We start from the raw sequence: 24,342 nt of genomic DNA on the forward strand, positions 1-24,342 counted from the left end.
CGGCTTCATTCGGCACTTGACTATATGGCGCCTGATATGGTTAACTCAGGGAGAGTCGCTTAATGGTGTCTACCTAACGGGGTAAAGTCCAGGTCTCTGGAAACTATGAAAAGTACGCGAAGTATTAACCAAAACCCACTCAAAATAGGAAAATTTTGAGTTTTCAGAAATTCATTCTCTGCATTAAAAAGACGGCAACAATTAAGATGAAACCGATAAAATCGTTATTTTCAACATGAAAAATTTCTAAACTGAGAATTGCTGGTGACGTGATGCGGTGTGTTGACACAAAGACAGGGGCGTTTGTTTATAATAACAGACTCTAATTATGAAAAAAATAATACCGTATCGGGATAGTAAATTCGACATTTTGCTCTCGCATAATACTTATCTTCCCTAATTCATTATCGTTTTTCTCAACAATTCTACCGGGACGGAGCCCGGCCGGGGTTTCCCTATATCTTTCTCACGGAGGTCTATTACCATGAAGACGGTTTTACGAAAACACGGTTTCCCCGGTATGTTGCCGGTATGCACCGCATCACTAAGCCTGGGTCTGCTTTTGAGCGGATGTTCACACCCGGGGGCCAATGGTCGATATGGAGGGGCGGCTGGTAGGGATCGTCTTTGCCGGTATAGAACAGTATCCGGGCCTTAACTTCGCTGTTCCCGCGGAACGTCTGGCGGTGGCCCTGCCGACGATGATCGCGGGGGGAAAGGTGCAGCGTCCCTGGCTGGGCCTTATGGTGAGTGAAACCCTTTCGGGGGCGGAAATCGTCTATGTGGCGCCCGTGACCCCTGCGGCGGAGCAGCAGGTTAAAGAGGGGAGCTATATCAAGACTATCAATAATATGGAAATCAGCGCGCCCCAAGGCGCGTTGATCCCTGCCCTGCAGGACGCGCTCTTCTCCGGCCGGCCCGGAGAATTGGTCGCCCTGCAAACCTCCGACAATGAACGGCGGATCATCATGACCGTCCCCCGGCCGGATGTTCCCCTCGCAAAGAAGGACAACCGGGAACGAATGGTGGCCCCATCTTCGGCCTTATCCTGGCCCCTACCGTTGGGAAGACCCTTTCTCCCTCCTATCTGGTAAAGCAAGTGGTCCGGGGTTCCATCGCCGACGAAGCGGGGCTCTCCAAACATGATCCCATATCTATCAGGGGATTCCGGGTGGAAGAGGATGCGGGGATTGCCCTTTTGGACATCAATGTAAAAAACGCAGGCTGGGATACCTGGAAACCTCCATGCGACTTCCGGCTATGCTGGATTCCCCGGACACGCTGTAAGCACTGAATCCGGGAACAGCGGGACACCGGCCTCCCAGGAGCAGGGTGATATATTAGGGGGTTTTCCACACCAACCCTTTGCCCGGTTCCAGGGCAAAACGGCTGCCCGGAAATTTGACGCAGCAACTGTCGAGAAACTTCCGTGCCAGATCAGAATAATTTTTCTCTTTTGTATCCGAAGGAACTGCAAAAAGTCTGTACCCGGCATCGCGTAATGATCCGCCACGGCGGCATATTTTTATTATTTTTTCTAGCGCCAATCTGTCCGCCGCATGAAGATGAAGCAGCAACGTCTTTGGGATGAGCGTTTCCGTTTCATGCAGGGGTGGAACTCCTCCCGGGTTCGGCGGCTTGTTCCTGCCTGCCCGAGTTCTCCAGGAGCGCCGCAGTTCATGTATCTCTTTTTGCACAATATCAGCGGTAATGACATCATCGCCGGAGTGTGCGTAGTAACACATTTTTTTTACCGAATGATTCAGTTCCCGGAGATTCCCTGCCCAAAGCGCCTCGGGGGTAGCTGCAAATTCGAGCCAGCTTTTCAGGGCGTTGTTTTCAAACGTAATATTGAGGTTGTTGTTTTCCAGTGACCATTCATCAATAAAAAAATCTACCAGAGCAGGTATATCGTCAAGGCGTTTGCGGAGCGGGGGCAGGGTAAAACTCCAGAATTTTATCCTGGCCAACAGATCCTCCCGAAAGTGCCGCAGGGAAACCTCCCGGTCCAAGTTGCGGTTGGTGCCGCAGACCATCTGAAAATCAACTTTGATTTCCTCGTGAATGCCGAATATTTTAAAACACCGGGTCTCAATGGCCTGAAGCAACATGGCCTGGACTTCCAAAGACAGTTCTCCTATTTCATCAAGAAAGAGCATACCCCCGTCGGCCTGCTGCAAAAGGCCAGCCTGATCATGCACCGCCCCGGAATAGTCGCCCTTTTTATACCCGAAGAGCGTGGCGACTGCCAGAGAGCCGGAGATGGTGGCGCAGTTAATTTCTATGAACTTCCCGCGGACATGGTACTCATTTTTTTTCACTTCATAAATTCTGCGGGCTTCGACGGATTTCCCGGTTCCCGTTTCGCCCAAGAGCAATATGGTCTCCCGGGAATTTTCCGCCGCCTGGCGGATATCCTCAATGATGCCATTGTAGGTATCATTGACGCTTGTAAAGCCGGATTTCAGAATAACTATGCTGTTTTGTTCTTCCCTTTTTTTCCGCTCCCGTATAGAAACCGGCACTTCGTGGGGATCCAGAATCACATACCCGGGCCGTTTATTTTTGCGGTATGGATCAAAGTCATAGGTTTGGAGGATCTTTCCGGGGAAGCGCCGCGATTCGGTAAGCAGGTATACACAGATTTGTTGTACATGGGTCCCCACGGAGATATGGAAAAAGTAATCTTCCGTTTCGGGCTCGAAGGTAAAGTTTTCACAAAAATTGAAGATTTTTCCGTACACTTCTTTGAAATCCCAGGGGGTTTTAAAGTCAACGATGTGGGATTTGAGGTCTGTAGTCGGCGACAACCAGGCTATATCATATAATACTTCGTTTACCAGGCGGGAGGCATCAAATTCCGGAGAAACTGAAGGGCATATTACATGAAAGACGTCAATTGGGAACTCGGGGTGTTCAAACATGGAGATACTGGAACGCCAGCGATCTACGCCACCCCGTCCGGTGTCACGGTCAAAGCCCAAAAATCCGAAAACAATGATTTTTTTGTGTTTGTTCATCATAAAACCTCTTAATTGAATTATATTATACTATAATTAATTATAAATAACATTATATTATATTAGAATTTATTAAAATTTGATTTTTTTCAATTTTTGTTAATTCCTTATATTATAACAAATTATAAAATTCGCATTCAATTTTCCATAACTTGGCACGATTTTTGCTAGTATATAGGCAGCGATTTTAGAGAGGAAATTTATATGAATGAAATGATAGTGACCAAAAGGCAGGAACTTTATCCCGAAGAAAAGGCAATGCCCCTGGCCAAGTATTACTATAACTATCCGATGCATTATCCCGAAGAGGAGGAAATGCAGATTATCAACGAAGAAAACCCCATGGACCCGGCAGATGCCATAAGGCCTGAAAATTTTCTTGACCTCCTAAAGCCCACTGGTTATGACAAGGTGGAATTGGGGTACTGTATGTTTGAAGACGGCTCTGGCTATGTTGCAACCTACCGGGTACGTCCGTCCCATATCACAGACGAAATGGAAAGGTGGTACCGGAACTGGAGGAACCTCCGTTCAAAAGGAATGATACCCGGCCATGGAAACCTCCGGTACAAAATCTGGAACCCTGCGGATCATTTTGATCATTATTATATAAACTGGATCGACGGTTCTCTGGGCATACATACTACCGAAAGCCTGGATCTCGGCGAAGGCGACCGGAAGTACGACACCATACGGCATCAGTTTGACTTAATGGAATACGGGTTGACCAAAGAGCGTCTGGACGAATTAAAGGCCGCAGGCTGCTCCGTAACCGGCAAAGGGTCTTTTGAGACCTTTGATGAACCTGGAACACACCTCTGTCTGGCCTATTCCCGCCCCTGCCCTTCCGGCGGTGTTGAAACCAGAAGCAGGGAATGGATAGGCTGGCGGCCTGTAAATGGCAAACTGGTGAGGGACGAAAAGACAAAGTGCAGCCTGGAGTATCTTAAAAAAGTAGTGATACACACGCTCATTGAATGGGAGCATCTTAACACCTTCCTGCCTGACTTGTATGCGGAGTACAAAGACCAGCCTATAGATGCGGACTAGCAGCCTGTTGCACTTGTGGATGTTTTGTATATTTATGCAAGAAATCCCGATTGTCGGGGCTGCTTCAGCGCAACAAACTGCTAGGGGGAATCCCGCTTTGAATGTATTCAAAGCTGAAGAGATAGTTTTTTTATTTTTTACATGGTATGGAGGATACGATGAAAAAGTTACTTTTAGCAGTAACACTGTTGATTTTTGCGGCAGTCCTGTTCACAGGATGCAACAAGAAAGAAGCGGCTTCTGCGGCGCAAAGTGGGGCTGTGGAATCGGGCAGGATTGACTATTCAAAGCACCTGACGGCGGACGGCAAGACCTTTGTGACCGTTGCTCTGGGCGATGATCCCGGGACTTTTGACCCGGCGGCTTTCGGGGGTATTTTTGGTCTTGATATGACAATGTATATGCTCAGAGAATGTCTTGTTGAACGTGTCGGCGGTAAGCTGATATCCCAGATCGCAAAAAGCTGGACTGTGGAAAGCGACAACCTTACCTGGCATGTTGAGATTTTCGATTACATTTACGATTCAGCGGGAAATCATTTCACCGCCGATGATGCGGTATTCTGTTATGAACGGGCTAAAAGGGAAGGGTTCAATTCCACTTCGTTCTATAGCAGCGTAAGCAAAGACACTGATTATACTTTTACCATAAAGCTTACCGATGCCATGGTAGGCATATTTGATCAGGTAGCCAATGCAATCGGATTGTATACCCAGAAAGCATATGAAGATGCCGGGGCTGAATTCGGTGTCAAGCCGGTGTTCACCGGCGCATATAAGCTTACCAATTGGGTACAGGGAACTTCCCTTAGACTGGAAAAAAACGAAAATTACTGGCAGAAACCGGAGTTGTGCAATATCTATGCGGCTCAAAATGTTGATATCATCGATTTTATTATCATCAGGGACGCCGCCCAGCTTGCCATAGCTCTCGAAACCGGCGCTGTTGATATGGTGTATAACCTGAGCGCCATGGAAGCTGAACGTTTTGCTCCGGGCGGTTCTTCTTCAAAGGGTTTCAAGGTTTGGGAATTTGAAAACCTTGAAACCCAGTTTATGTACCTGAACCAGAGTCCGTCCAGCGTTTTCGCGAATGATCTCAATCTCCGCAAGGCGGTTATGCACAGCATGGATATGCAGGGCCTGGTGGACGGCGTTGTAGGCGGCAGGGCCGTTATTGCCAAAACTTTTGGCAACTCCCTGATCGTTGACTATCAAAAGCAATGGGATACGGAGAATTATTTTGATTACGATCTTAACTACGCCAAACAGTGTCTGGCTCAGTCAAAATATCAAGGCCAGACAGTGAGGATAATGGTCAGCGGAAACCCGATGCACGGCGCCATGGCGCTCATCCTCCAGGGTTTCCTCACGGAAGTGGGAATCAAATCGGAAATCCTTACATATGATAACGCCCTCTTTAATGGGTACAAATACGATGAAGCCCAGTGGGATATCATGTTTGATCAGACAAGCTGGAGCGGCCCCCTCCCGACCCAGTGGCGGGATAAATTTGACGCCAGGACTTTCAGGGGCGGCAAGCAGGGATTTATCGCTGTGCGTGATCCAAAATTCCAGGAAATGATTGCCGGGGCGGACAATATCGCAACTTACAGTCCCGAAACGGTCAATGCCTTCCACCAATACCTAAAAGACCAGGCCTACGCCAGAGGGCTTTTTAACCAGATGTCCCAGTCGGTCAGTACTGATATTGTTGTGGAATATATGAATCACCGGGCCGGCAGCCTGTTTACTGCGGGCTGTAAATTCGTGTGGAATGAATAAAGGCTAAAGGGAACCGGGGGAAAATAATGGGCCGATATATCCTGAAAAGATGTCTATGGCTGATACCCATTATATTGGGGGTCTGCGTATTTATCTTCACCATAATGTATTTTGTTCCCGGCGACCCGGCCCAGCTTATACTCGGTCCCGGCGCCGCAGAAGCGGAACTGGCGGTAAAACGGGCCGAGCTGGGTTTGAATGATCCCTACCTCACCAGACTGCTCCGCTACATGAGGGATGTGTTCCTCAGGTTTGACTTCGGCAGATCCTATCTTACGGGTATTAAAATAACCGATGAAATCATCAACCGGATTCCAAAAACTTTTTTGGTCGGCTTTGTTTCTATAGCCCTGTCACTTCTTGTAGGTATTCCCTTAGGGATAAAAGCGGCGGTGAATCAGAACGGCTGGGCCGACAGGATATGTATGCTGATTGCCATATTGGGTATTTCGGTGCCCGAATTTTGGCTTGCCCTCATGCTGGTAATCCTGTTTGCCCTCAAGCTGGGTATACTGCCTGCATCGGGTATTGTTCAATGGACGGGGTATATCCTGCCCTGGCTTGCCCTATCCTTCGGGGGCCTGGCTGCCCTGGCCCGGCAGTCCCGTTCCAGCATGCTGGAAGTAATCAGAAGCGATTACATAACCACCGCCCGGGCCAAGGGCGTGTCGGAACATGATGTGATTTATAAACATGCCCTGCCCAACGCCCTGATACCGGTGGTCGCTATTGCCGGTTCCAGGCTGGCGGGCATCTTCGGCGGTTCGGTGGTTATAGAGACGGTATTCTCAATTCCCGGGCTCGGCACCTACCTCGTAAACGCCATAAGCAACCGGGACTACCCGGTGGTCCAGGGCTGTGTGCTTTTCCTAGCGATCACGTTCTCCGCAGTTATGCTCCTGGTTGATCTGATATACGCTTTTGTCGATCCTAAGATCAAAGCCCAGTATATGAGTCAAAGTGGCCGTCGTCACCGGCACGGGCGCCGCGGATACCACGGACACCAAGGGATAAGGAAGGAGATCCGGGCAAATGCGTAACAGGGCTGCTATAGTACATGCTGTTGATATCCCAAAAACGAAAAAAAGGCAGAGTGAATTCGGCGCCGCAATGCTCAGACTGCGCCGGAACCGATCAGCGATGATAGGGCTCGGTATATTCTTACTTCTTGCCATCCTTGCGGTTTTTGCGCCCTATATCAGTCCTTATGAATACGCAAAACTGAGCCTTCAGGAACGGTTTCAGGGGCCGAGTTTTAAGCACTGGTTCGGAACCGATGAGATGGGACGGGATTTATTCACGCGGATTATTTATGGCGGCCGATATTCCCTGGCTGTGGGTTTTATAGCTACTCTGGTGGGTCTCTTTTTCGGGGTTGCCGTGGGCGCCATAGCGGGCTTTTTCGGCGGAGACACGGACAATATCATCATGCGGTTTCTGGACATATTCCAGTCAATACCGATACTGCTGCTTTCGATTGTCATCGCCACTGCCTTGGGTACCGGTTTTGACAAAACTATCATGGCATTATCCATTGCCCAGATACCTGATTACGCCCGGCAGATGAGGGCATCAATCCTGCGAGTTCGGGATTTGGAATATGTGGAAGCCGCAAACGCCATAGGGTGCAGCACCTTCCGTCAGATCCTACGGTATGTTTTACCGAACAGTTTTGCTCCGCTCATTGTATCGGCCACCATGGGCGTCGCAGGTACCATACTGATGACCGCATCATTAAGCTACCTTGGCCTGGGTATTCAGCCGCCTACGCCCGAATGGGGCGCCATGCTTTCGGGCGCCAAGATTTATCTCAGGCGATATCCCTACCTTTTGATATTCCCCGGTCTGGCCATAGGCGCCACTGTTCTGGGACTTAACATGTTCGGCGACGGGCTTCGGGACGCCCTGGATCCCAGGCTCAAGGATTAGGGAGATAAAGATAATGTCAGACACGGAGAATGTCTTCCTGGAAGTCAAAGACCTGATGGTGCAATATACATCCGCCGGAGAAGTCATACATGCGGTTAACGGCGTGTCTTTCAGCCTGGAACGGGGAAAGACCCTGGCCCTGGTCGGAGAGACAGGGGCGGGAAAAACAACCATTGCAAAATCTATTCTAAGAATACTGCCGGATCACGCGGCGAAAATTTCCGGCGGTAGTATTTTCCTGGAAGGGAAGGATTTGCTGCAATTATCCATACCCGAGATGCGCAAGGTACGGGGAGCAAGGATAGCCATGGTATTCCAGGATCCCATGACTGCTCTTAACCCGAACATGAAGATAGGCGATCAGATAGCTGAAGTGATTAGAATACATAATGACCTTTCAAAAGGGGAGGTTCGCAGACGGACAATAGAAATGCTGCAAATGGTAGGCATAACGGCGGAGCGGTACAATGAATATCCCCATCAGTTTTCAGGCGGAATGAAGCAGCGGGTTATTATCGCCATGGCTCTGGCATGCAATCCCGAGCTGTTGCTTGCGGATGAACCGACCACCGCTCTTGATGTTACCATACAGGCCCAGATTCTTGATATGATGCTTGATTTGAGAGATAAAAATAATACCGCTATGATCCTTGTAACCCATGACCTTGGTATTGTTGCCGAAGCGGCGGATACGGTGGCGGTAATTTACGCAGGAGAAATTGTGGAATACGGAACTCAGCAGGAACTGTTCGATCAACCGGTACATCCGTATACAAAAGGATTGTTCGGCGCCATCCCCGACATGAACGCCGATGTAAAGCGCCTGGCAAATATTGAAGGTCTTCCTCCCAATCCGGTAAATCTCCCCGGAGGATGCTGTTTTGCCCCCCGCTGTCCTCTGGTTTCCCCGGAATGTGAAAACACAAAATATCCGCTTTCCCGGATCAGCGAAAACCATTTCTGCGGATGCTGTAAAGCGGCAGATGCTGCACAGGAACCGGAAACTCCCGCCGAGGCCGAAGGCCGAAGTTCCCCTCTGGAGGTGAAAAATGCCTAATCTTGTAGAAATCAAAAATCTTAAAAAATGTTTTGAAACCCACCGGGGCAGCCTGCATGCGGTGGATGATATAACCATGGCCCTTAAACAGGGCGAAACCATGGGAGTGGTCGGTGAATCGGGCTGCGGAAAATCAACCCTGGGCCGGATCCTCGTTCGCCTACTTGACAGTGACGAAGGCAGTATCAAGTTTGACGGCGCCGAGATAACCGGACTTAAGGATCGGACAAGTTTACGGAAACTGCGGGAAATGGCACAGATTATTTTTCAGGATCCCTATTCGTCGCTCAATCCCCGTATGACCGTTGAACAAACCCTGAAAGAACCACTGGTTTTGTCAAAGCGTTTTAACCGGCGCGAGATTAACGAAAAGGTTGATAACCTCATGCAAATGGTCGGCATTGACGAAAGGATACGCCTCGCTTTTCCCCATGAACTTGACGGAGGCAGACGTCAACGGGTGGGCATAGGGCGGGCATTGGCGCTTAATCCCAAGTTCGTCGTCTGCGACGAGCCCGTATCGGCCCTGGATGTTTCAATTCAGGCCCAAATACTTAATCTGCTTATGGATCTTCAGGAAAAATACGGCCTTACCTATATGTTTATTACCCATAATATGGCGGTGGTGCGGCACATTTCAACAAATATTTCGGTGATGTATCTGGGACAGCTTGTGGAAACCAGTCCCACAAAAGATTTATTCAAAAACCCGCTTCATCCGTATACAAAGGCTTTGCTTTCCGCTATACCGACAGTTAAGAGTTGCGAAAATAAAAAGCGAATAGTCCTTCAGGGTGAGCTGACTTCGCCGATAAATCCCAAGCCGGGATGCCGTTTTGCCAAACGCTGTCCTTACGTACAAAGGCAGTGCCGTGGACCCCAGGCCTTAAGAGAATTGGCCAGCGGGCATTTTGTATCCTGCTGCCGCTGTGAAGAAATTGCCGACGTCGGCAAGGAGAATTAATATGGAGATCCGCCAAACCTTTATCCGCTTGGGACAGAACATTAATTCTGTACTCCATGAGCCCCAAGTGTTTTCTGAAAAAAGTGGTATTGCCATTATAATAATGCATTCCGACGCGGATTATCTTGTGTTTCCCATGGGCCGGGAAATGGCGGAGCGTGGTTATAAAGTTTTGTGTACCAATGTTTCTGACAAAACGGCGAGCCTTGATCAGAAGATATATGAATTAAAAACTGCGGTTTTGAGGATGCGTGACGATCCAGGGGTATCAACAGTGATACTCATGGGCCATTCCGGCGGCGGCACCTTAATGTCGGCGTATCAATGTATCGCCGAAAACGGCATAAAAATATTTCAGGGTCCGGAAAAATTAATTCCCTTTCCTGATTTTGAAGACGATTTTCCTCCTGCAGACGGCATTATGCTGCTTGATTCAAATTTCGGAATTGCCGCCATGTCTTTATTCAGTCTGGATCCAGCGGTTATAGATGAAGAAAGCGGACTCCATATTAATCAGGAATTGAATCTATGGAATCCCGCAAACGGATTCAACCCGGAAGGCTCTTTCTATAGCGGTGAATTTATCAGGAAATTTCAGAAAGCGCAAGGTGCGCGTAATAAGCGCCTGATTAAAAAAGCTTTAGAACGGCTTGAAGTAATAAAAAGCGGGAAAGGGAAATTTACCGATGATGAACCATTTATTGTTCCTGGGGCTGAACAAGGATTCTTAAATAACAAACTCTATGCCCAGGATACGAGATTAATGTCGCATACAAAAAAGGCCTGGCCTCTGTTAAAGGTTGACGGCGGTGTTTCCACGGAAATTATCCGTTCGGTACGGAAGCCTGAGAATAACGAATCATTGACCGGTTCGTATCACAGAGGAGCGCTTATTACCACGGTATTGAATTATCTTAATTCATACGCAGTCAGGACAACGGAAGACTATGGGTACAACGAAGATTCAGTGTATGGCATAGACTGGTCATCGGCTTGGAATTGCCCTCCGGGAAATATCAGGGGAGTTACGGTACCGCTGTTAATTATGGGGATGACGGGCAGTTGGGAATACCTGGCGTCTGAGACCATTTATGAAATCGCCGAATCCGGGGACAAAACGCTGGTCTTTGTTGAAGGGGCAAGCCACCTTTTTACTCCATCCATGCGTTATGAAAAATCAGGGGACACCCAAAAGATAACCTTTGATTACGTTGATACATGGATCAGTCAAAACGGGCGTTTTATATAGGTTGTCAAAGACAACAGCCGTCTTTGACGGTTATCATTTATGAAGGAGTCTAGCATGTGTAAGTTTGCAAGGAAGGTATTTTTAATTCTGTCTGGCATTTTTGTTATTTCATCTTTCCCGGCGGCGGCCTCGGGAAGGTCGGAATCCGCTGTTGTATCCCCAATCTACAGCGACCAGGCGGGCATTAAGGCAGTTTTCACCATAAGTGAAATCTTCGGTGACGGACAAAAAGTTACCAATGTTGTTTGTGAATATGAAAAGGAAATTAACCCGGAAAGCGCCGACATAGAAGATTTCGAGGTAAAAGGCAGGAAAATTATTGCGGTTCATACCAACTCAAAAGTCGCCAAGACAACAGAAAACAAACCCGGCCGCTATATTGTCCTGGATTTGGAGATTCAACACCCTCTTCTTGAGGATGCCCTGGCAACGGACGGCAGGGCAATCGACTACATTGCAAAGGATGACGCGGTAGTTAGACAACTAGATGACATCAGGGCTGTCGACGGGACCATATTCCCAAAGAGTGAATCGCCTATTTTAACCAGGCCAAACAGCGGAATTATGGGTAATAGCTCGAAGAAATATTTAATCCGCGAGGAATTTGAGGATAATCATTTCTATACCGATCCTAAATGGAAAACTGTCCTTCATTATAATCTTTTCAAGCCAAAGGGTTATGTAGAGGGCGATACCTCCATTAAATATCCGCTTGTGCTTTTCATGCCCGATGCGGGAGCTACAAGCAAAGATTGGGAAACTGTATTGCTCCAGGGGAACGGCGGTATTATTTGGGCTTCGGAAGAGTGGCAATCCGAACATCCATGTTTTGTTGTAACCATGATATTTGAGGATAGATTCATAAACGATTACTGGGAATATTGGGAAAACATTGTGGGCGGAACGACAAATTTGGTAAAAAACCTTGCAACCAAATACCCAATTGATTCCAACCGTTTGTATTCTACGGGACAATCAATGGGATGTATGTGTTCAATGATTATGATGATACAAGATCCGGATCTGTTTGCCGCCGCTTACTGTATTGCCGGACAATGGGGAACGGAACAATTAATGGCGCTTAAAGATGCCAAGCTCTTCATTTTGAATTCAGAAGATGATGCCATGGCAACAAAGTGGATGGATGCCGCCGCGGATGCCTGGGAACGTATTGGAACAAACGTAGTACGCGGCAAGATTGACGGCATTGCCAGTCCTGAACTTCAGGGCAGGGAAATAAGTGACATGCTTGCTCAGAATTCCAATATCTATTATTTGAAAATAAAAACTGGGACAGGCAGCATGGATCTAAATGGAAATCCGTTAAGAGGAAGCCATAGAAATACATGGCGCCTGGGTTATGATCTGCCGGGTATAAAAGAATGGCTGTTTAATCAAAGAAAAAATTAAAATCTTGATACTTGGTTTGGTTTTTATCAGGAGGCACAAAATGTTTACATTAAAAGGCAGAACTATGATTATTACCGGAGGCGCTGGTAATAACGGACTGGCGATTATCCGGTTAGCAGTTAAATTCGGCATGAATGTCGGTATTATGAGCGGAACCCACGCAAAAGCCCAGGGAGCGGTTGCAAAACTTGGCAATGAATGTAAAGACCATATAATCGGATTTGCACAAAATCCCGAAGCGCCGCATAATAAAGGGACTTATGCCGAAGGTATAACTCAGCTAGATGTTCTGAAATGGATTTGTGATAAATTCGGTTCGATAGATGTTGTGGTTAACGGATCAATGGGCCACGAGCGCAAAAACATGGAAGAAACGGACAAGACCTTCTGGTATCATTCCATGGAAGTTCTGGAAGGAGCATTTTTTAATACTAAACTGGCTCTTCCGTATCTCAAAAAAAGTAAAGCGCCGAGGGTAATTAATCTGACCACCTGCGAAGGCAGAAACGGAGGTTATGATTTTTGTCCGTCCTTTGCAGCTGCCCGGGGAGGCTTGCTTTCATTGACTTCCGCAATGGCAAAAGAACTGGGACCAAAGGGCATTACGGTAAACAGCGTAGTTATCGGTCCCATAGAACAGGATGTTCCAGAATATGATGTCATGACCGAAGAAAAAAGAACTTCTGTTCTGTCCAGAACGCCCCTGGGACGTCTAGGCGTTCCCGAAGATGTGGCCGGAGCAGTATGCTTCCTGGCCAGTGAAGAATCTTCGTTTGTTAATGGCGCCATCATTGATGTTAATGGCGGCCTTATTACCGGATAACGGAAACCTGAAAAAAAGGAGTTACAATGAGTACCCCGGTTCATTCGGCGGCGGCCACAGAACATGAATTGAAACCTGTAAAAATATGGAATTTAACGTTTATCAGTATTTTTATCGCAAATATGCTACTATATCTGGGCCAGGCGATGTCAAACAGCATTTTGCCGTTATATGCGGATTCCCTGAATGCACCGTCCGCGGTGATTGGCATAGTTGCAAGCTCCTACGCCATAACTGCTTTGGTATTTAAACTGATGTCAGCACCGGCGATTGATACATTTAACCGAAGATATATATTGGCGCTTGCGTTTTTATTGATGGCCGCCGCTACGGAAAAGCGGGAAGAATCGGTTTAAAGAGAATAATGCCCAAAAAAAGGTTTATAACGGATTTTACAAATGGCAGCGTATTAACACAGCTTCTGATATTTTCCTGGCCCCTTATGCTGTCCAATCTCCTGCAGACAGTCTATAACATGGTAGACATGGTAGTGGTGGGGCAGTTTGTCGGCAGTGCGGGACTTACGGCCGTATCTTCCGGCGGTGACATTATGAATATCGGAACGACAATCTGCATGGGTTTTTCTTCTGCTGGACAGATCATGATATCTCAGCATATAGGCCGGGGCAATTATGATGGTATGAAGAAAACCATCGGAACCATGTTTTCATTTTTATTATTACTTTCTTTTCTAATAACAATATTTGGGCTTATGTACCGGGATATCTTGATTGACGCGATACATGTTCCTTCCGAAGCCGTTGAAGGCGCCCGGGCATACAGTACCGTTTGCTTTTACGGAATGTTTTTTATTTTCGGCTATAATATACTATCAGCCATATTACGCGGTATGGGGGATTCAAAACGACCTTTTGTATTCATTGCCGTTGCCGCCTGTCTTAATCTTATTCTTGACATGGTTTTTGTTGTTGGTTTAGGACTTGGTCCATGGGGTGCCGCTCTGGCCACCGTAATTGGGCAGTCAATAAGCTTTATTACATCTTTTATTTATCTGTATTACCAGCGGGAATTTTTCGGATTTGATTTTAAACCACGGAGTTTTATTATTGACGGGCCGACGCTTGTTCGTTTGATTCAACTTGGCCTGCCTATGGCCTTGCAGCATTCAGTAGTTGTTTTTTCAAAATTTTTTGTCAATTCCTTTATTAATTCTTACGGTCTGATAATGTCTGCGATCAATGCTATAGGAAGTAAAATTGGATTCTGTGCCAGTGTTGTAACCCAGGCTTTGGCAACAGCCGGTAGTTCTATGATAGGACAGAATTTCGGCGCCGTGAAAACAGAAAGGATAAAACGGATAGTAGGTATCAGTATATTATGCGGCCTTGTTTTTACTACTACTTTATCATTTATAATTATACTTTTTCCGGAAGGAGTTTTTGGTCTATTTGACCGGAACCCCGTGGTACTTGAAACATCTCATATTTATATAATTATCGCGGTAATGAATTTTACAGCTTTTGCCCTGCGGTCCGCAATGATGGCATTTATTAACGGTATAGGGAATGCGATACTTGCCTTTATCATTGGCGTAACCGATGGAATAATAGGCAGAGTCTTCCTGGCAATTATGTTAGGTATTACATTTAAAATGGGTATTATGGGTTTCTGGTTAGGCGATGTTTTTGCCAGTTTTATACCATTTATAATAGGCGGAATTTATTTTATGATCGGATTGTGGGAACATAGAAAACCAGCGGTATAAATTTGAAAAGGAGAATTGGATAATGGATGAAAAGAAACATCATAGAAAACACTTTCATGAAAGGCATCATGAAAAAAGTATCGGTGAAAACAGCGGGTACAGTAAAAACGAAGAAGAACTTGTCTGTAATTTTGAAATATGTGTTTTTTGTGGAATCTGCGGAGAAATATGCAAAAAAGAAGCTATTGCTGTTGATCAGATTAATAGAATATGGAACTTTAATAGAAATCTGTGCGTTAAATGCGGACATTGCATTCGTCATTGTAAGGTTGGAGCGCTGAAATTTGAGTCATAAGGACGCGTCATTTGTAATTAAATGAGCCTTATTCTTCTCATAAACAATATAAAAGGGAGTGAATCATGAATCAGGAAAACAAAAAACAAAATCCACTGGGGGTTGACTCTATACCGCCATTGATAGCAAAGTATGCCGTTCCGTCTATTATCAGCATGCTGGTTGCCGCGGCTTACAATATTACGGATCAAATCTTTATAGGTAATGTTATTGGAATGTTGGGAAATGCGGCAACTAATGTTGAATTTCCGGTGGTAACGTTTTGTTCTGCGCTTGCCCATTTAATTGGGGTTGGAACAGCGACTAATTTCAATATTAAAATTGGTGAAAAGAAAAACGATGAAGCGGTGCGGTTTGCCGGAACAGGAATCACCGTAGCAGTCATTGTGGGCATATTGCTTTTTTGTGGTATATTCCTATTCAAAACACCCGTTCTATTGTTTTGCGGCGCCACAGAAACTGTTTTCCCATTAGCCTATTCATATCTTGGCATTACGGTATTCGGCTTGCCGTTTCTTCTTTTTTCCTCAACAAGTAGTTATCTCATTCGCTCAGACGGCAGCCCGACCTATTCAATGCTTGCCACCACCGCAGGCGCTCTTTTGAACGTATTTCTCGACTGGTTATTCATGTTTATATTTGGTTGGGGCATACAGGGAGCGGCGGCGGCTACTGTCACAAGTCAGATTGTTTCATGCATAATCTGTGTTTTGTACTTACCTCGTTTTAAGACCGTTACCATAAAGCGGGAAATGCTTCACATAAAATGGGTATATTTCAAGAATATACTCAGGCTTGGCGTGGCTAATTTTATCAATCATATTATTATGACAACGGTAAATATTGTAATGAACAACACATTAAAACATTACGGTGCGCTTTCTGTATTCGGTAGCGACATACCTTTGGCAGTAGCAGGGGTTGTTGCCAAACTGAATACAATATTAAGTTCATTTGCGGTAGGTTTAGCTCAAGGGTGTCAACCTATTTTTGGATTTAATATCGGCGCAAAAAATTATGGGCGGGTAAAAGAAACCTATAAAAAGGCCTTTGTTTTTACCCTTACGGGCAGTTTTGTCTTTTTCGCGGCGTTTCAACTGTTCCCGCGTCAAATTGTCAGCATTTTTGGTGGCGGTAATGAATCCTATTTTACTTTTGCGGTGCGCTATATGCGTATTTTTATGATGATGGTATGCGTATACGGCATACAACCGCTTTCGGTCAACTATTTTACCGCAACCGGAAAGGCAAAGCAGGGTATAGTATTATCGGTATCACGGCAAGGGGCATTCCTATTACCGCTTTTAATTATAGTGCCCATGATTTTCGGCATTGAAGGAGTTTTATACGCAGGGCCGATAGCCGACGCGCTCGCCTGTACTTTATCGCTGCTTATGGTTTCCCTAAGTTTTAAGAATTTGGCAACCCCTGTAGCAAAATGATCCACAGGGGACTCTTGAACAGTTTCTTCATCTTCCCCGCAATACACTACGCCTTGTCCGCCATTGTCAATAAACAGTTTTTTTTCTGTTAATACCGGCGTATGGGTTTCCAATATTTCATCAATGGCTTCCCGGCGCCGTAATTTTGACAGGTTGGTTGACATTATATCATTCCTGTAATGGGTTAAGCTTGCCATTCCGCTATGGCTAAATTGGCTAGATCTTGTGCCCTGGTTTCAATGGCAGCCTCATCCTAAAACTGATTGCTTAAATAGGGGGAGAAGGTGGCTAAATCGGCGGCATAGACGGAAAAGCCCTTGTTTTTGCCGTCGCCGTTTTTCTTTATATCCCATACAGCATCACTTATGGAAGAATTCAAGGCAGCGGTGATAATGGTTAGGTTGCCCAAAGTAAGGAGTTTTTGATCCCGGGCGGCGTTTTCCGCTTCGGTCTTAAATAAGGGCCAATGGTTGCGCCATTTTTTGGGAAGTATGTGTTCCAGGCTGTAACTATTCATGCCTAACATAGCGGTGGAATGTTTCTGTCGATTACGAATTCTCGTCTCTAATAGGTACAATATACCGGCGGCTTGTTTGTTAGTCAATTTTGATTGATTAAAGCCATCCGTTACGGATACATCAAGGGGCATAAAATTGATTTTATCTTCCTGGGTATCGATATAATTCCGTATGGCAACCACATCTAACAGCCTTTGGGTAATAAAACGTTCACCGAATAATTGATTGTAGTTCCGGTTGTTTTCATGGCAAATCATACGCCGTATCACATAAGATTCCAAATACTGGAATACTTCCTTTAGTTTTTTGGGATCCTTGACGTTCTTTAATAAAAACAAGACATAGGGAATAAGGGTTGTGTTTTCCAGGCCGAATATTAAGGCGTTAATTCGCTCTATCCCGAATTCAGCGGACAGTTCTTTTTCAACGATTTTAATATCAAAATTTTCACGGAATAAATGGGCATATTCGTTAATTTCTGCAATAAGGGTAAGACGGTTTATATTGCATTTTTGAATAAATTCCTTGTAGGAATCGAAAAGGCCCTCAACTTTGCTGTACTTTTTTTTGTCCTCCGAATTGATGTTAAATGCGGGGTCTTGAATCTTTATTTGCAGGAAGGAATAAAAAAATAAATCCAAAAGGCTCCGGGTAACCCTGCCTGCGGATATTTGAATATCCCAATATTCACGGGCGGTATCGGTTTCAAAAACATCTTTCCAATTATCATTGTACAGTTTTATATCACGGTGAAAGAAATAGTTTTTTAATAGTTCTGCGGTGGTAAGGGTTACTCCAAGGGAATTGATTGTATCAAATATTTTTTGTTCATCGTCATCGGGGCCAAGTTCGATAAGAACGAACATGAGATTGGCTAAAAGAATTTTGGGATTGATGAGCAAGTCATTAATATTTTCTTTAAAATAGGTATAGGCCTTTAGAATTTTATTATCACTACCTGTATCTTCCAAAGAAGATAAATTTAATACCTTGTTGAAGGAGTCCACGTCATTATGATTATGCAGCAGGGCAATTTCCTGATCCATACCCAGACGGTATATGGTGTCATAGTAGGGGGTTGATAATTTGAGACTGAGAACTTTTAAAAAAATGCACAGGGTGGTTAAGCGTTGTTGGCCGTCTATGAGTGTTCGTACATCCCCGGCGCTTTGTTGGGCGGATGTCATCTGCTGTTTAAGGATAATGGAACCTAAAAAGTAGGGTTTATTATCGGACGAAACGAATTCCATGTCGCTAAGAAACCGTTCCCATTGGGGAGTATCCCATACATAGGAACGCTGGAAAAAGGGTATTTCCAGTATTCGATTTTTGTTGAAAATGTCGTTTATATTCCGCTTGTTTGCTTCCATAAATAGACTCTCCTTGTCCATTGCTTTACCGACATGATAAAACGGTTCAGACTGGTCATATTTTTAATTTCCTCGAATTCGAGGAAATTAAAATCGGGGTTATACATTTGTTCCCAGATGCTATTCATGGAAATCTCCGTCTTGTCTACGGTAATTTTTGTCATTTAACCCCCTCTGATGATAACTGTACCATAATGTAGGCTTTTTGGCTAGAAACTTCAGATTAGAGATTGAGCAAACCATATCAATATTGATTTTCGATTATGACATTTATCAATAATATGTCATAATAAATCACTGAATATTGTGGCTAAAGTGCCGGCAAGTAACCTCAATGGTTTTTTATGTTTTATGGAACCACTGAAATTCCCTCAAATTTACCCTCTTACCCTCCTGCTACTTCATGACTGGAACAGCTACCTGCATTTGTCGTGGGATTCTACCCTGTAAGCTTTCAGGATTGTTCTGTCCTGAAAGCCAATAGAGTAAAATCTAATTTTCTCATCCATTTTCTACATCTGTGAGAAATGGTATGAGAAAATACAGCTCAATGATGATGAATTTAGACCAATAGTTATTGACTTAATTCCTTATGTGATATATAATTATCAGTAAAGATTGATGTGTAGGCGGCCCTCAAAATCTACTGTCCGCGAGGATGTAAGAGTTCAAGTCTCTTCGCCGGTATAGATAATTCTTTATAATAAGTGGTAGTTTAAAATCTTACCATTCCTCTAATAATTATTCCTCCCATTATTGTGATCTGAGCAAAGAAGCGCTTATGCTGATGATCGCGCATTTCGGTGTGGAATAGTATCTGTCGCTCCCCCCTTTTTAATGATCCAAGGCCGAATCGAACGGCCGACCTACTGCTTAGGAGGCAGTTGCTCTATCCCCTGAGCTATTGGACCGTGATTTATGGTACCCAAAGTGGGCATATATTGTCAATGTCATTGTTTTGGCGGATAATCCAGTAGGCGGTAACAGCAACTTAGAAACCATACCGAGGAGTCCCCATGCCGGATTTGGATTGTACCATCAGAAGGGTTTATGTGGAAAAAATGGAAGGATTCGATATTGAAGCCCGACGTTTACAAGCGGAACTGGCCGATTTTTTGGGGGCCCAATACCCCGAACTTGGCGCCGTAAAGCGGCTGCGGATACTCCGCCGTTACGATGTAAGCCGTCTTTCGCAGGAACAGTTTTGCCGGGCCGTAGAAATGGTCTTTTCCGAACCCCAATGTGACCGGGTTTTCTATGGAACCGGCCTACCGGCGGAAAAAACGGACCGTTTCTTCGGGATTGAATATGTTCCGGGTCAATACGATCAGCGTTCGGACTCCGCGGAACAATGCGCGGAGCTGGTTTTGGGGGTCAAACCCCTGGTGAGGACCGCGGAGTTCTATATTTTTGAAAGTTCCGGGGAGCCCCTGCCCGAGGCGGCCCTGGAGGCGGTAAAACGTTACCTGATAAACCCGGTGGATTCCCGGGAGGCCCCGGACCGTATGCCCGCTTCCCTGGAAGCGGATCCGGCTGAAATAGGGGAGGTGCCTGTCCTCGAGGGATTTTCCCGGAACTTTAACACGGAGGAAGCGGAGGGAGCTTTTATTGAGGAATTGCGGGAACAATACGGCCTTGCCATGTCCGGGGATGACCTTCGGTTCTGCCGGGCCTATTTTGCCGCCCAGGGCCGGGACCCAACCCTGACGGAACTGCGGGTCCTGGATACCTACTGGTCCGACCATTGCCGGCACACCACCTTTACCACCGAATTACGGGGCCTGGAACAGGTTGAAACGGGGACGGCCCTGGAAGGGGCCCGGAAAATTTACGAGGCTGCCCGGAGAGAAGTCTACGGCGCGGCGGGGGCGGAAAAGAAACGGACCCTCATGGATATGGCCACCATCGGGGCCAAGGTCTTGAAAAAGCGGGGCCTCCTTTCGGATCTGGATGAATCCGCCGAGATCAACGCCTGTACCATCCGGGTTATTGCCGAATTCAGCGACGGATCCTCCGAGCCCTGGCTGCTCCTCTTTAAAAACGAAACCCATAACCACCCCACGGAAATAGAGCCCTTTGGGGGGGCCGCTACCTGCCTGGGGGGGGCGATTCGGGACCCCCTTTCGGGGCGGGCCTATGTTTACCAGGCCCTGCGGGTTTCAGGGGGCGCTGATCCCCGGCGGCCCCTTGCCGAAACCCTGCCGGGAAAGCTCCCCCAGGTCAAGATAGCCCGGGAAGCCGCGGCGGGGTATGCTTCCTACGGCAACCAGATAGGGCTCAACACCGGAGTGGTGGCGGAATTCTACCACCCCGGCTTTATCGCGAAACGGCTGGAACTGGGGGCGGTTATCGGGGCGGTTCCCCAGAGCTGGGTGCGGCGGGAGGCTCCCCAAAAGGGGGATGTGGTTATCCTCCTGGGGGGGAAAACCGGCCGGGACGGCATCGGGGGGGCCACCGGCTCTTCCAAGGCCCATACCGGGGAATCGGTGGATAAATCCGGGGCAGAGGTCCAGAAGGGGAACGCCGTGGAGGAGCGAAAGCTCCAACGCCTGTTCCGCAGCCCCCGGGTGACCAGGCTCATCAAACGCTGCAACGATTTCGGCGCCGGAGGGGTGGCGGTGGCCGTGGGGGAACTCGCCCCGGGGCTGGACATAGACCTGGACCAGGTGCCGAAAAAATACGCGGGCCTGGACGGTACGGAACTGGCCATCTCCGAATCCCAGGAACGGATGGCGGTGGTCATCGCCGCCACGGATACGGAGGAATTCATCCGCCTGGCCGCGGAGGAGAACCTCGACGCGGTGGTCATCGCCGCGGTTACCGCCTCCGAGGGGCCCGGGGGAGACATCCCCGGGGAGGATCCCCGGCTCCGCATGACCTGGCAGGGTAAAACCCTGGTGAACCTTTCCCGGTCCTTTCTCGCCTCCAACGGCGCCCCCCGGTCCGCTCAGGTCCGCCTTTCCGGCGTCTTACCGGCAGGCCCCCCGGAGCCGGAGGGTCCCAAAGAAAAACTCCCCCCGGGGGTCCTCCTGGACCGGTTGGAACAGGAGCTCTATTCCCTTCGTAGCGGGAGCCGCCGGGGCCTCCAGGAACGATTCGACGGTTCCATTGGGGCGGCTTCGGTGCTGTTCCCCTGGGGAGGTAAAACCCAGGGGACCCCCGAATGCGGCATGGCGGCCCTCCTCCCCAGCCGGGAAAAACAGAGCCGTACCGCCAGCATCATGACCTTCGGCTATGACCCGGTCTGTTCCCAAAACAACCCCTACGAGGGGGCCAAGGCCGCGGTCCGGGAGGCCCTGGCCAAGGTGACCTGCCTGGGGGGGAATCCCTGGCAGGCCCGGCTCTCTTTCCAGGAGTATTTTGAACGGATGCAAAGCCCCGAATCCTGGGGCAAGCCCGCGGCAGCCCTCCTGGGAGCCCTGGAAGCCCAGATCCGGCTGGGGGTTCCCGCCATAGGGGGCAAGGACTCCATGTCCGGAACCTACCGGGACCCGGCCGGGGAGATTTCGGTGCCCCCCACCCTGGCTGCCTTTGCCGCAGTAACCGCCCCGGCGGACCGGATCCGTTCCGGCGCCCTTTCGGGTACGGGGGGAAACGTTATCCTCCTGCTGCGGCAGCCCCCGGCAGGGGAAACCGCTTCCGCCGGCCCCGGGGGGCTTCTTGATGAGTGGGATGTTTTTAAAGCCAATATGCATGCCCTGGCCAGCCTGGCCGCTCAGGGCCTGGTTTGTTCCGCCTATCCCGTGGGCGCCGGCGGGGCCGCCGCGGCCCTGGCAATGATGGCCTTTGGCAACGACACCGGGGTGGAGGCCTATGACCCGGTCTTCGGCCAGAACGGTCCCGGTTCGGTCCTGGTGGAGCTTCCCGGCACTTGTTTTTCCGGCAATGGGGGCGTCGAAGGGGCGCTGGGGGAGATCCTCTCCGGTGCGGGCTCCTGGGCCCTGGCGGCAAGGACCCTGGACGAAGGGGTCTTCCGGGTGGTAAGCGGCGGGGACCCAAGGGATCCGGAATCCCCGGCAGCGGAGGCCCCCCTGGCCCTGCTGCGGCGGGCCTACGAATACCCCCTGGCCCAGGTCTACCCCCAAACCTCCTCGGGGGCCACCGTTGCGGAGGAGGCCCCGGAAACGGCCCGCCTGGACCTGAAACCCAAAACCGTACCGGAAAAGCCCCCAAAGACCCGTTCCCTCAGGCTGCCCGCCGGGGCTTCTCCCCTGGTGGTACTGCCGGTATTCCCCGGAACCAACTGCGAGTGGGACATGGAAAGTGCCTTTCAGGAAGCGGGGGCAAAAACCAGGCCCGTGGTATTCAGGAACCGGAACCGGGAGGATATTGCCGCCTCCATCCGGGAACTGGTCGGGGCCCTGGGGGAAGCCCAGATCCTCGCCCTTTCCGGCGGGTTCAGCGCCGGGGACGAACCGGACGGATCGGGAAAATTCATCGCCAATGTCCTCCGCTCCGGCCCGGTGGCCGAGGGGGTTACGGCGCTTCTGGAAAAGCGGGACGGCCTTATCCTGGGTATCTGTAACGGCTTTCAGGCCCTGATCAAACTGGGCCTGGTACCCTACGGTTCCTACCGTCTCCCGCAGGAGGGCATGCCCACCCTGACCTTCAACACCCTGGGCCGCCACGTTTCCCGGATGGTCCGTACCCGGGTAATGTCGACCCATTCCCCCTGGCTTGCCCGGGAGGAGAGCGGCTCCGTCCATATACTCCCCGTAAGCCATGGGGAAGGCCGGATAGTCCTGGGCCGGGAAGACCCCGGGGCCCTTTTTGCCGCGGGGCAGGTTCCCTTCTGTTACGTGGATGCCGGGGGCTTTCCCACCCGGGCGGAACCGGATAATCCCAACGGTTCGGACTTTGCCATTGAGGGACTCACCAGTCCCGACGGCCGGATCCTGGGCAAGATGGCCCATTCGGAACGGCGGGGAGCCTATGTCCACCGCAATATCCCCGGCAATAAGGTCCAGCGGCTCTTTGAAGCGGGGGTGGCCTATTTCAGGTAGAACAAGGGGGGGGTTAGCGGCCGAACAGCCCTAATTTGCCAAATTTATGCCATTTTCCGGTAGTACGTTTGTTGTTTTCTTCCATAATTTTAAAAATAAAGGAGGCGAAAGCCTGGTCTTCCCCGGCCTCGGAGGTGGAAAAAGCCAGAACCTCATAGGGCTCGCCGATGGACGCGGCCAGGAGCCCCTGGGCAAGGGCCCGGAATGAGGCGGCAATCGACGGCCCGGTCAAATCCACGGGCTCATCCTTCCCCCTCCTGAAAATTTCCGAAAGTACCAGCGCCAGGGTTCCCGATTTACGGGCTTTAAACAGGGCCGTAAGTTCCTTGACCAGAAAAAACCAGCCCTTGATGTAATCGTTGACCATGGTATCAATATCGGAAGAGACGAGTTCCTCCGGCCGCCGGCATATAGGGGGAGGATCGCACACCAGGATAGCCTCGTGGATCCGTTCAAGCCGGTTTTCCGCGGCAAGGGTAAGGGAACGGGAGGAAATAGGACTCCCGGGATTCCAGATCAGCGGAATAAGCGCCTTGGAGAAGGTATCACTTACCCCGCTTCCGCCGGACGCCGAGAGACGGTTCGGAATAAACGCGACGGCACAACTCTCCACCCGCTTCGCCGCTTCCCCGGCAATTGCCGCTGAAAGCGAAGCCTCGGTTCCCACAATTAAGATACCCCTGGTCATGTCTGTGAGTATAC

General features: G+C 48.7%; 19 protein-coding genes and 1 tRNA gene. 16 read left to right on the forward strand and 4 right to left on the reverse strand.

What is annotated here, in order from left to right:
* Nucleotides 1–590: 590 nt before the first annotated feature.
* Nucleotides 591–1,094: a hypothetical protein gene (locus LQZ21_RS08290; RefSeq protein ID WP_411043814.1), complete on the forward strand. Its 504-nt coding sequence runs from the start codon at nucleotides 591–593 to the stop codon at nucleotides 1,092–1,094.
* Nucleotides 1,095–1,099: 5 nt separating this feature from the next.
* Nucleotides 1,100–1,294 carry a hypothetical protein gene (locus LQZ21_RS08295; RefSeq protein WP_411043815.1) on the forward strand — a complete coding sequence of 65 codons (195 nt, stop codon included), beginning with the start codon at nucleotides 1,100–1,102 and terminating at the stop codon, nucleotides 1,292–1,294.
* Between the two features lie 46 nt (nucleotides 1,295–1,340).
* On the opposite strand, the gene LQZ21_RS08300 is transcribed toward LQZ21_RS08295, so the two are convergent.
* Nucleotides 1,341–3,023, reverse strand: a complete 1,683-nt coding sequence (locus LQZ21_RS08300; RefSeq protein ID WP_411043816.1) for an RNA repair transcriptional activator RtcR family protein — start codon at nucleotides 3,021–3,023, stop codon at nucleotides 1,341–1,343.
* Nucleotides 3,024–3,224: 201 nt separating this feature from the next.
* On the opposite strand from LQZ21_RS08300, the gene LQZ21_RS08305 reads away from it, so the two are divergent.
* From LQZ21_RS08305 to LQZ21_RS08365, 13 genes are all read left to right on the forward strand, one after another.
* Nucleotides 3,225–4,070: a DAPG hydrolase family protein gene (locus LQZ21_RS08305; RefSeq protein ID WP_411043817.1), complete on the forward strand. Its 846-nt coding sequence runs from the start codon at nucleotides 3,225–3,227 to the stop codon at nucleotides 4,068–4,070.
* Nucleotides 4,071–4,228: 158 nt separating this feature from the next.
* Entirely contained in the window at nucleotides 4,229–5,854 is a 1,626-nt protein-coding gene (locus tag LQZ21_RS08310) for an ABC transporter substrate-binding protein (RefSeq protein WP_411043818.1), read from the forward strand.
* A 26-nt stretch (nucleotides 5,855–5,880) separates the two neighbouring features.
* Nucleotides 5,881–6,894: an ABC transporter permease gene (locus LQZ21_RS08315; protein WP_411043819.1), complete on the forward strand. Its 1,014-nt coding sequence runs from the start codon at nucleotides 5,881–5,883 to the stop codon at nucleotides 6,892–6,894.
* Nucleotides 6,887–7,783: an ABC transporter permease gene (locus tag LQZ21_RS08320; RefSeq protein ID WP_411043820.1), complete on the forward strand. Its 897-nt coding sequence runs from the start codon at nucleotides 6,887–6,889 to the stop codon at nucleotides 7,781–7,783. The genes LQZ21_RS08315 and LQZ21_RS08320 overlap by 8 nt, the downstream gene beginning before the upstream one ends.
* Before the next feature lie 13 nt (nucleotides 7,784–7,796).
* On the forward strand, nucleotides 7,797–8,840 hold the full coding sequence (locus tag LQZ21_RS08325; protein ID WP_411043821.1) for an ABC transporter ATP-binding protein: 1,044 nt from the start codon (nucleotides 7,797–7,799) through the stop codon (nucleotides 8,838–8,840).
* Entirely contained in the window at nucleotides 8,833–9,804 is a 972-nt protein-coding gene (locus LQZ21_RS08330; protein ID WP_411043822.1) for an ABC transporter ATP-binding protein, read from the forward strand. Before LQZ21_RS08325 ends, LQZ21_RS08330 begins: the two co-directional genes overlap by 8 nt.
* Nucleotide 9,805: 1 nt before the next feature.
* Nucleotides 9,806–11,053, forward strand: a complete 1,248-nt coding sequence (locus tag LQZ21_RS08335) for a lipase family protein (protein WP_411043823.1) — start codon at nucleotides 9,806–9,808, stop codon at nucleotides 11,051–11,053.
* 54 nt (nucleotides 11,054–11,107) lie between these two features.
* Nucleotides 11,108–12,463, forward strand: a complete 1,356-nt coding sequence (locus LQZ21_RS08340) for a hypothetical protein (protein WP_411043824.1) — start codon at nucleotides 11,108–11,110, stop codon at nucleotides 12,461–12,463.
* Between the two features lie 40 nt (nucleotides 12,464–12,503).
* Complete coding sequence (locus LQZ21_RS08345; RefSeq protein WP_411043825.1) at nucleotides 12,504–13,286, forward strand: SDR family NAD(P)-dependent oxidoreductase; 783 nt, start codon at nucleotides 12,504–12,506, stop codon at nucleotides 13,284–13,286.
* 26 nt (nucleotides 13,287–13,312) lie between these two features.
* Nucleotides 13,313–13,642: an MFS transporter gene (locus LQZ21_RS08350; RefSeq protein WP_411043826.1), complete on the forward strand. Its 330-nt coding sequence runs from the start codon at nucleotides 13,313–13,315 to the stop codon at nucleotides 13,640–13,642.
* A gap of 86 nt (nucleotides 13,643–13,728) precedes the next feature.
* Complete coding sequence (locus tag LQZ21_RS08355; protein WP_411043827.1) at nucleotides 13,729–15,012, forward strand: MATE family efflux transporter; 1,284 nt, start codon at nucleotides 13,729–13,731, stop codon at nucleotides 15,010–15,012.
* A 22-nt stretch (nucleotides 15,013–15,034) separates the two neighbouring features.
* On the forward strand, nucleotides 15,035–15,307 hold the full coding sequence (locus LQZ21_RS08360; protein WP_411043828.1) for an ATP-binding protein: 273 nt from the start codon (nucleotides 15,035–15,037) through the stop codon (nucleotides 15,305–15,307).
* Between the two features lie 65 nt (nucleotides 15,308–15,372).
* Complete coding sequence (locus tag LQZ21_RS08365) at nucleotides 15,373–16,749, forward strand: MATE family efflux transporter (protein WP_411043829.1); 1,377 nt, start codon at nucleotides 15,373–15,375, stop codon at nucleotides 16,747–16,749.
* 253 nt (nucleotides 16,750–17,002) lie between these two features.
* On the opposite strand, the gene LQZ21_RS08370 is transcribed toward LQZ21_RS08365, so the two are convergent.
* On the reverse strand, nucleotides 17,003–18,637 hold the full coding sequence (locus tag LQZ21_RS08370) for a DUF262 domain-containing protein (RefSeq protein ID WP_411043830.1): 1,635 nt from the start codon (nucleotides 18,635–18,637) through the stop codon (nucleotides 17,003–17,005).
* A gap of 838 nt (nucleotides 18,638–19,475) precedes the next feature.
* A tRNA-Arg gene (locus tag LQZ21_RS08375) sits at nucleotides 19,476–19,548 on the reverse strand.
* 105 nt (nucleotides 19,549–19,653) lie between these two features.
* On the opposite strand from LQZ21_RS08375, the gene LQZ21_RS08380 reads away from it, so the two are divergent.
* Complete coding sequence (locus LQZ21_RS08380; RefSeq protein WP_411043831.1) at nucleotides 19,654–23,640, forward strand: phosphoribosylformylglycinamidine synthase; 3,987 nt, start codon at nucleotides 19,654–19,656, stop codon at nucleotides 23,638–23,640.
* 13 nt (nucleotides 23,641–23,653) lie between these two features.
* Here LQZ21_RS08380 and LQZ21_RS08385 read toward each other — a convergent pair whose 3' ends face one another.
* Nucleotides 23,654–24,328 carry a hypothetical protein gene (locus tag LQZ21_RS08385; protein ID WP_411043832.1) on the reverse strand — a complete coding sequence of 225 codons (675 nt, stop codon included), beginning with the start codon at nucleotides 24,326–24,328 and terminating at the stop codon, nucleotides 23,654–23,656.
* Between the last annotated feature and the right edge of the window lie 14 nt (nucleotides 24,329–24,342).

Source organism: Treponema sp. TIM-1 (assembly GCF_046533115.1).
Lineage (GTDB): Bacteria > Spirochaetota > Spirochaetia > Treponematales > Breznakiellaceae > JAIRMO01.

Bases quoted from the DNA above. Each gene is read 5' to 3' on its own strand.
- LQZ21_RS08340 (WP_411043824.1), top strand. From the start codon at position 11,108: ATGTGTAAGTTTGCAAGGAAGGTATTTTTAATTCTGTCTGGCATTTTT.
- LQZ21_RS08350 (WP_411043826.1), top strand. From the start codon at position 13,313: ATGAGTACCCCGGTTCATTCGGCGGCGGCCACAGAACATGAATTGAAA.
- LQZ21_RS08305 (WP_411043817.1), top strand. From the start codon at position 3,225: ATGAATGAAATGATAGTGACCAAAAGGCAGGAACTTTATCCCGAAGAA.
- LQZ21_RS08385 (WP_411043832.1), bottom strand. From the start codon at position 24,328: ATGACCAGGGGTATCTTAATTGTGGGAACCGAGGCTTCGCTTTCAGCG.
- LQZ21_RS08300 (WP_411043816.1), bottom strand. From the start codon at position 3,023: ATGATGAACAAACACAAAAAAATCATTGTTTTCGGATTTTTGGGCTTT.
- LQZ21_RS08370 (WP_411043830.1), bottom strand. From the start codon at position 18,637: ATGGAAGCAAACAAGCGGAATATAAACGACATTTTCAACAAAAATCGA.
- LQZ21_RS08355 (WP_411043827.1), top strand. From the start codon at position 13,729: ATGCTGTCCAATCTCCTGCAGACAGTCTATAACATGGTAGACATGGTA.
- LQZ21_RS08345 (WP_411043825.1), top strand. From the start codon at position 12,504: ATGTTTACATTAAAAGGCAGAACTATGATTATTACCGGAGGCGCTGGT.
- LQZ21_RS08290 (WP_411043814.1), top strand. From the start codon at position 591: ATGGTCGATATGGAGGGGCGGCTGGTAGGGATCGTCTTTGCCGGTATA.
- LQZ21_RS08320 (WP_411043820.1), top strand. From the start codon at position 6,887: ATGCGTAACAGGGCTGCTATAGTACATGCTGTTGATATCCCAAAAACG.
- LQZ21_RS08325 (WP_411043821.1), top strand. From the start codon at position 7,797: ATGTCAGACACGGAGAATGTCTTCCTGGAAGTCAAAGACCTGATGGTG.
- LQZ21_RS08315 (WP_411043819.1), top strand. From the start codon at position 5,881: ATGGGCCGATATATCCTGAAAAGATGTCTATGGCTGATACCCATTATA.
- LQZ21_RS08330 (WP_411043822.1), top strand. From the start codon at position 8,833: ATGCCTAATCTTGTAGAAATCAAAAATCTTAAAAAATGTTTTGAAACC.
- LQZ21_RS08380 (WP_411043831.1), top strand. From the start codon at position 19,654: ATGCCGGATTTGGATTGTACCATCAGAAGGGTTTATGTGGAAAAAATG.
- LQZ21_RS08310 (WP_411043818.1), top strand. From the start codon at position 4,229: ATGAAAAAGTTACTTTTAGCAGTAACACTGTTGATTTTTGCGGCAGTC.
- LQZ21_RS08365 (WP_411043829.1), top strand. From the start codon at position 15,373: ATGAATCAGGAAAACAAAAAACAAAATCCACTGGGGGTTGACTCTATA.
- LQZ21_RS08335 (WP_411043823.1), top strand. From the start codon at position 9,806: ATGGAGATCCGCCAAACCTTTATCCGCTTGGGACAGAACATTAATTCT.
- LQZ21_RS08360 (WP_411043828.1), top strand. From the start codon at position 15,035: ATGGATGAAAAGAAACATCATAGAAAACACTTTCATGAAAGGCATCAT.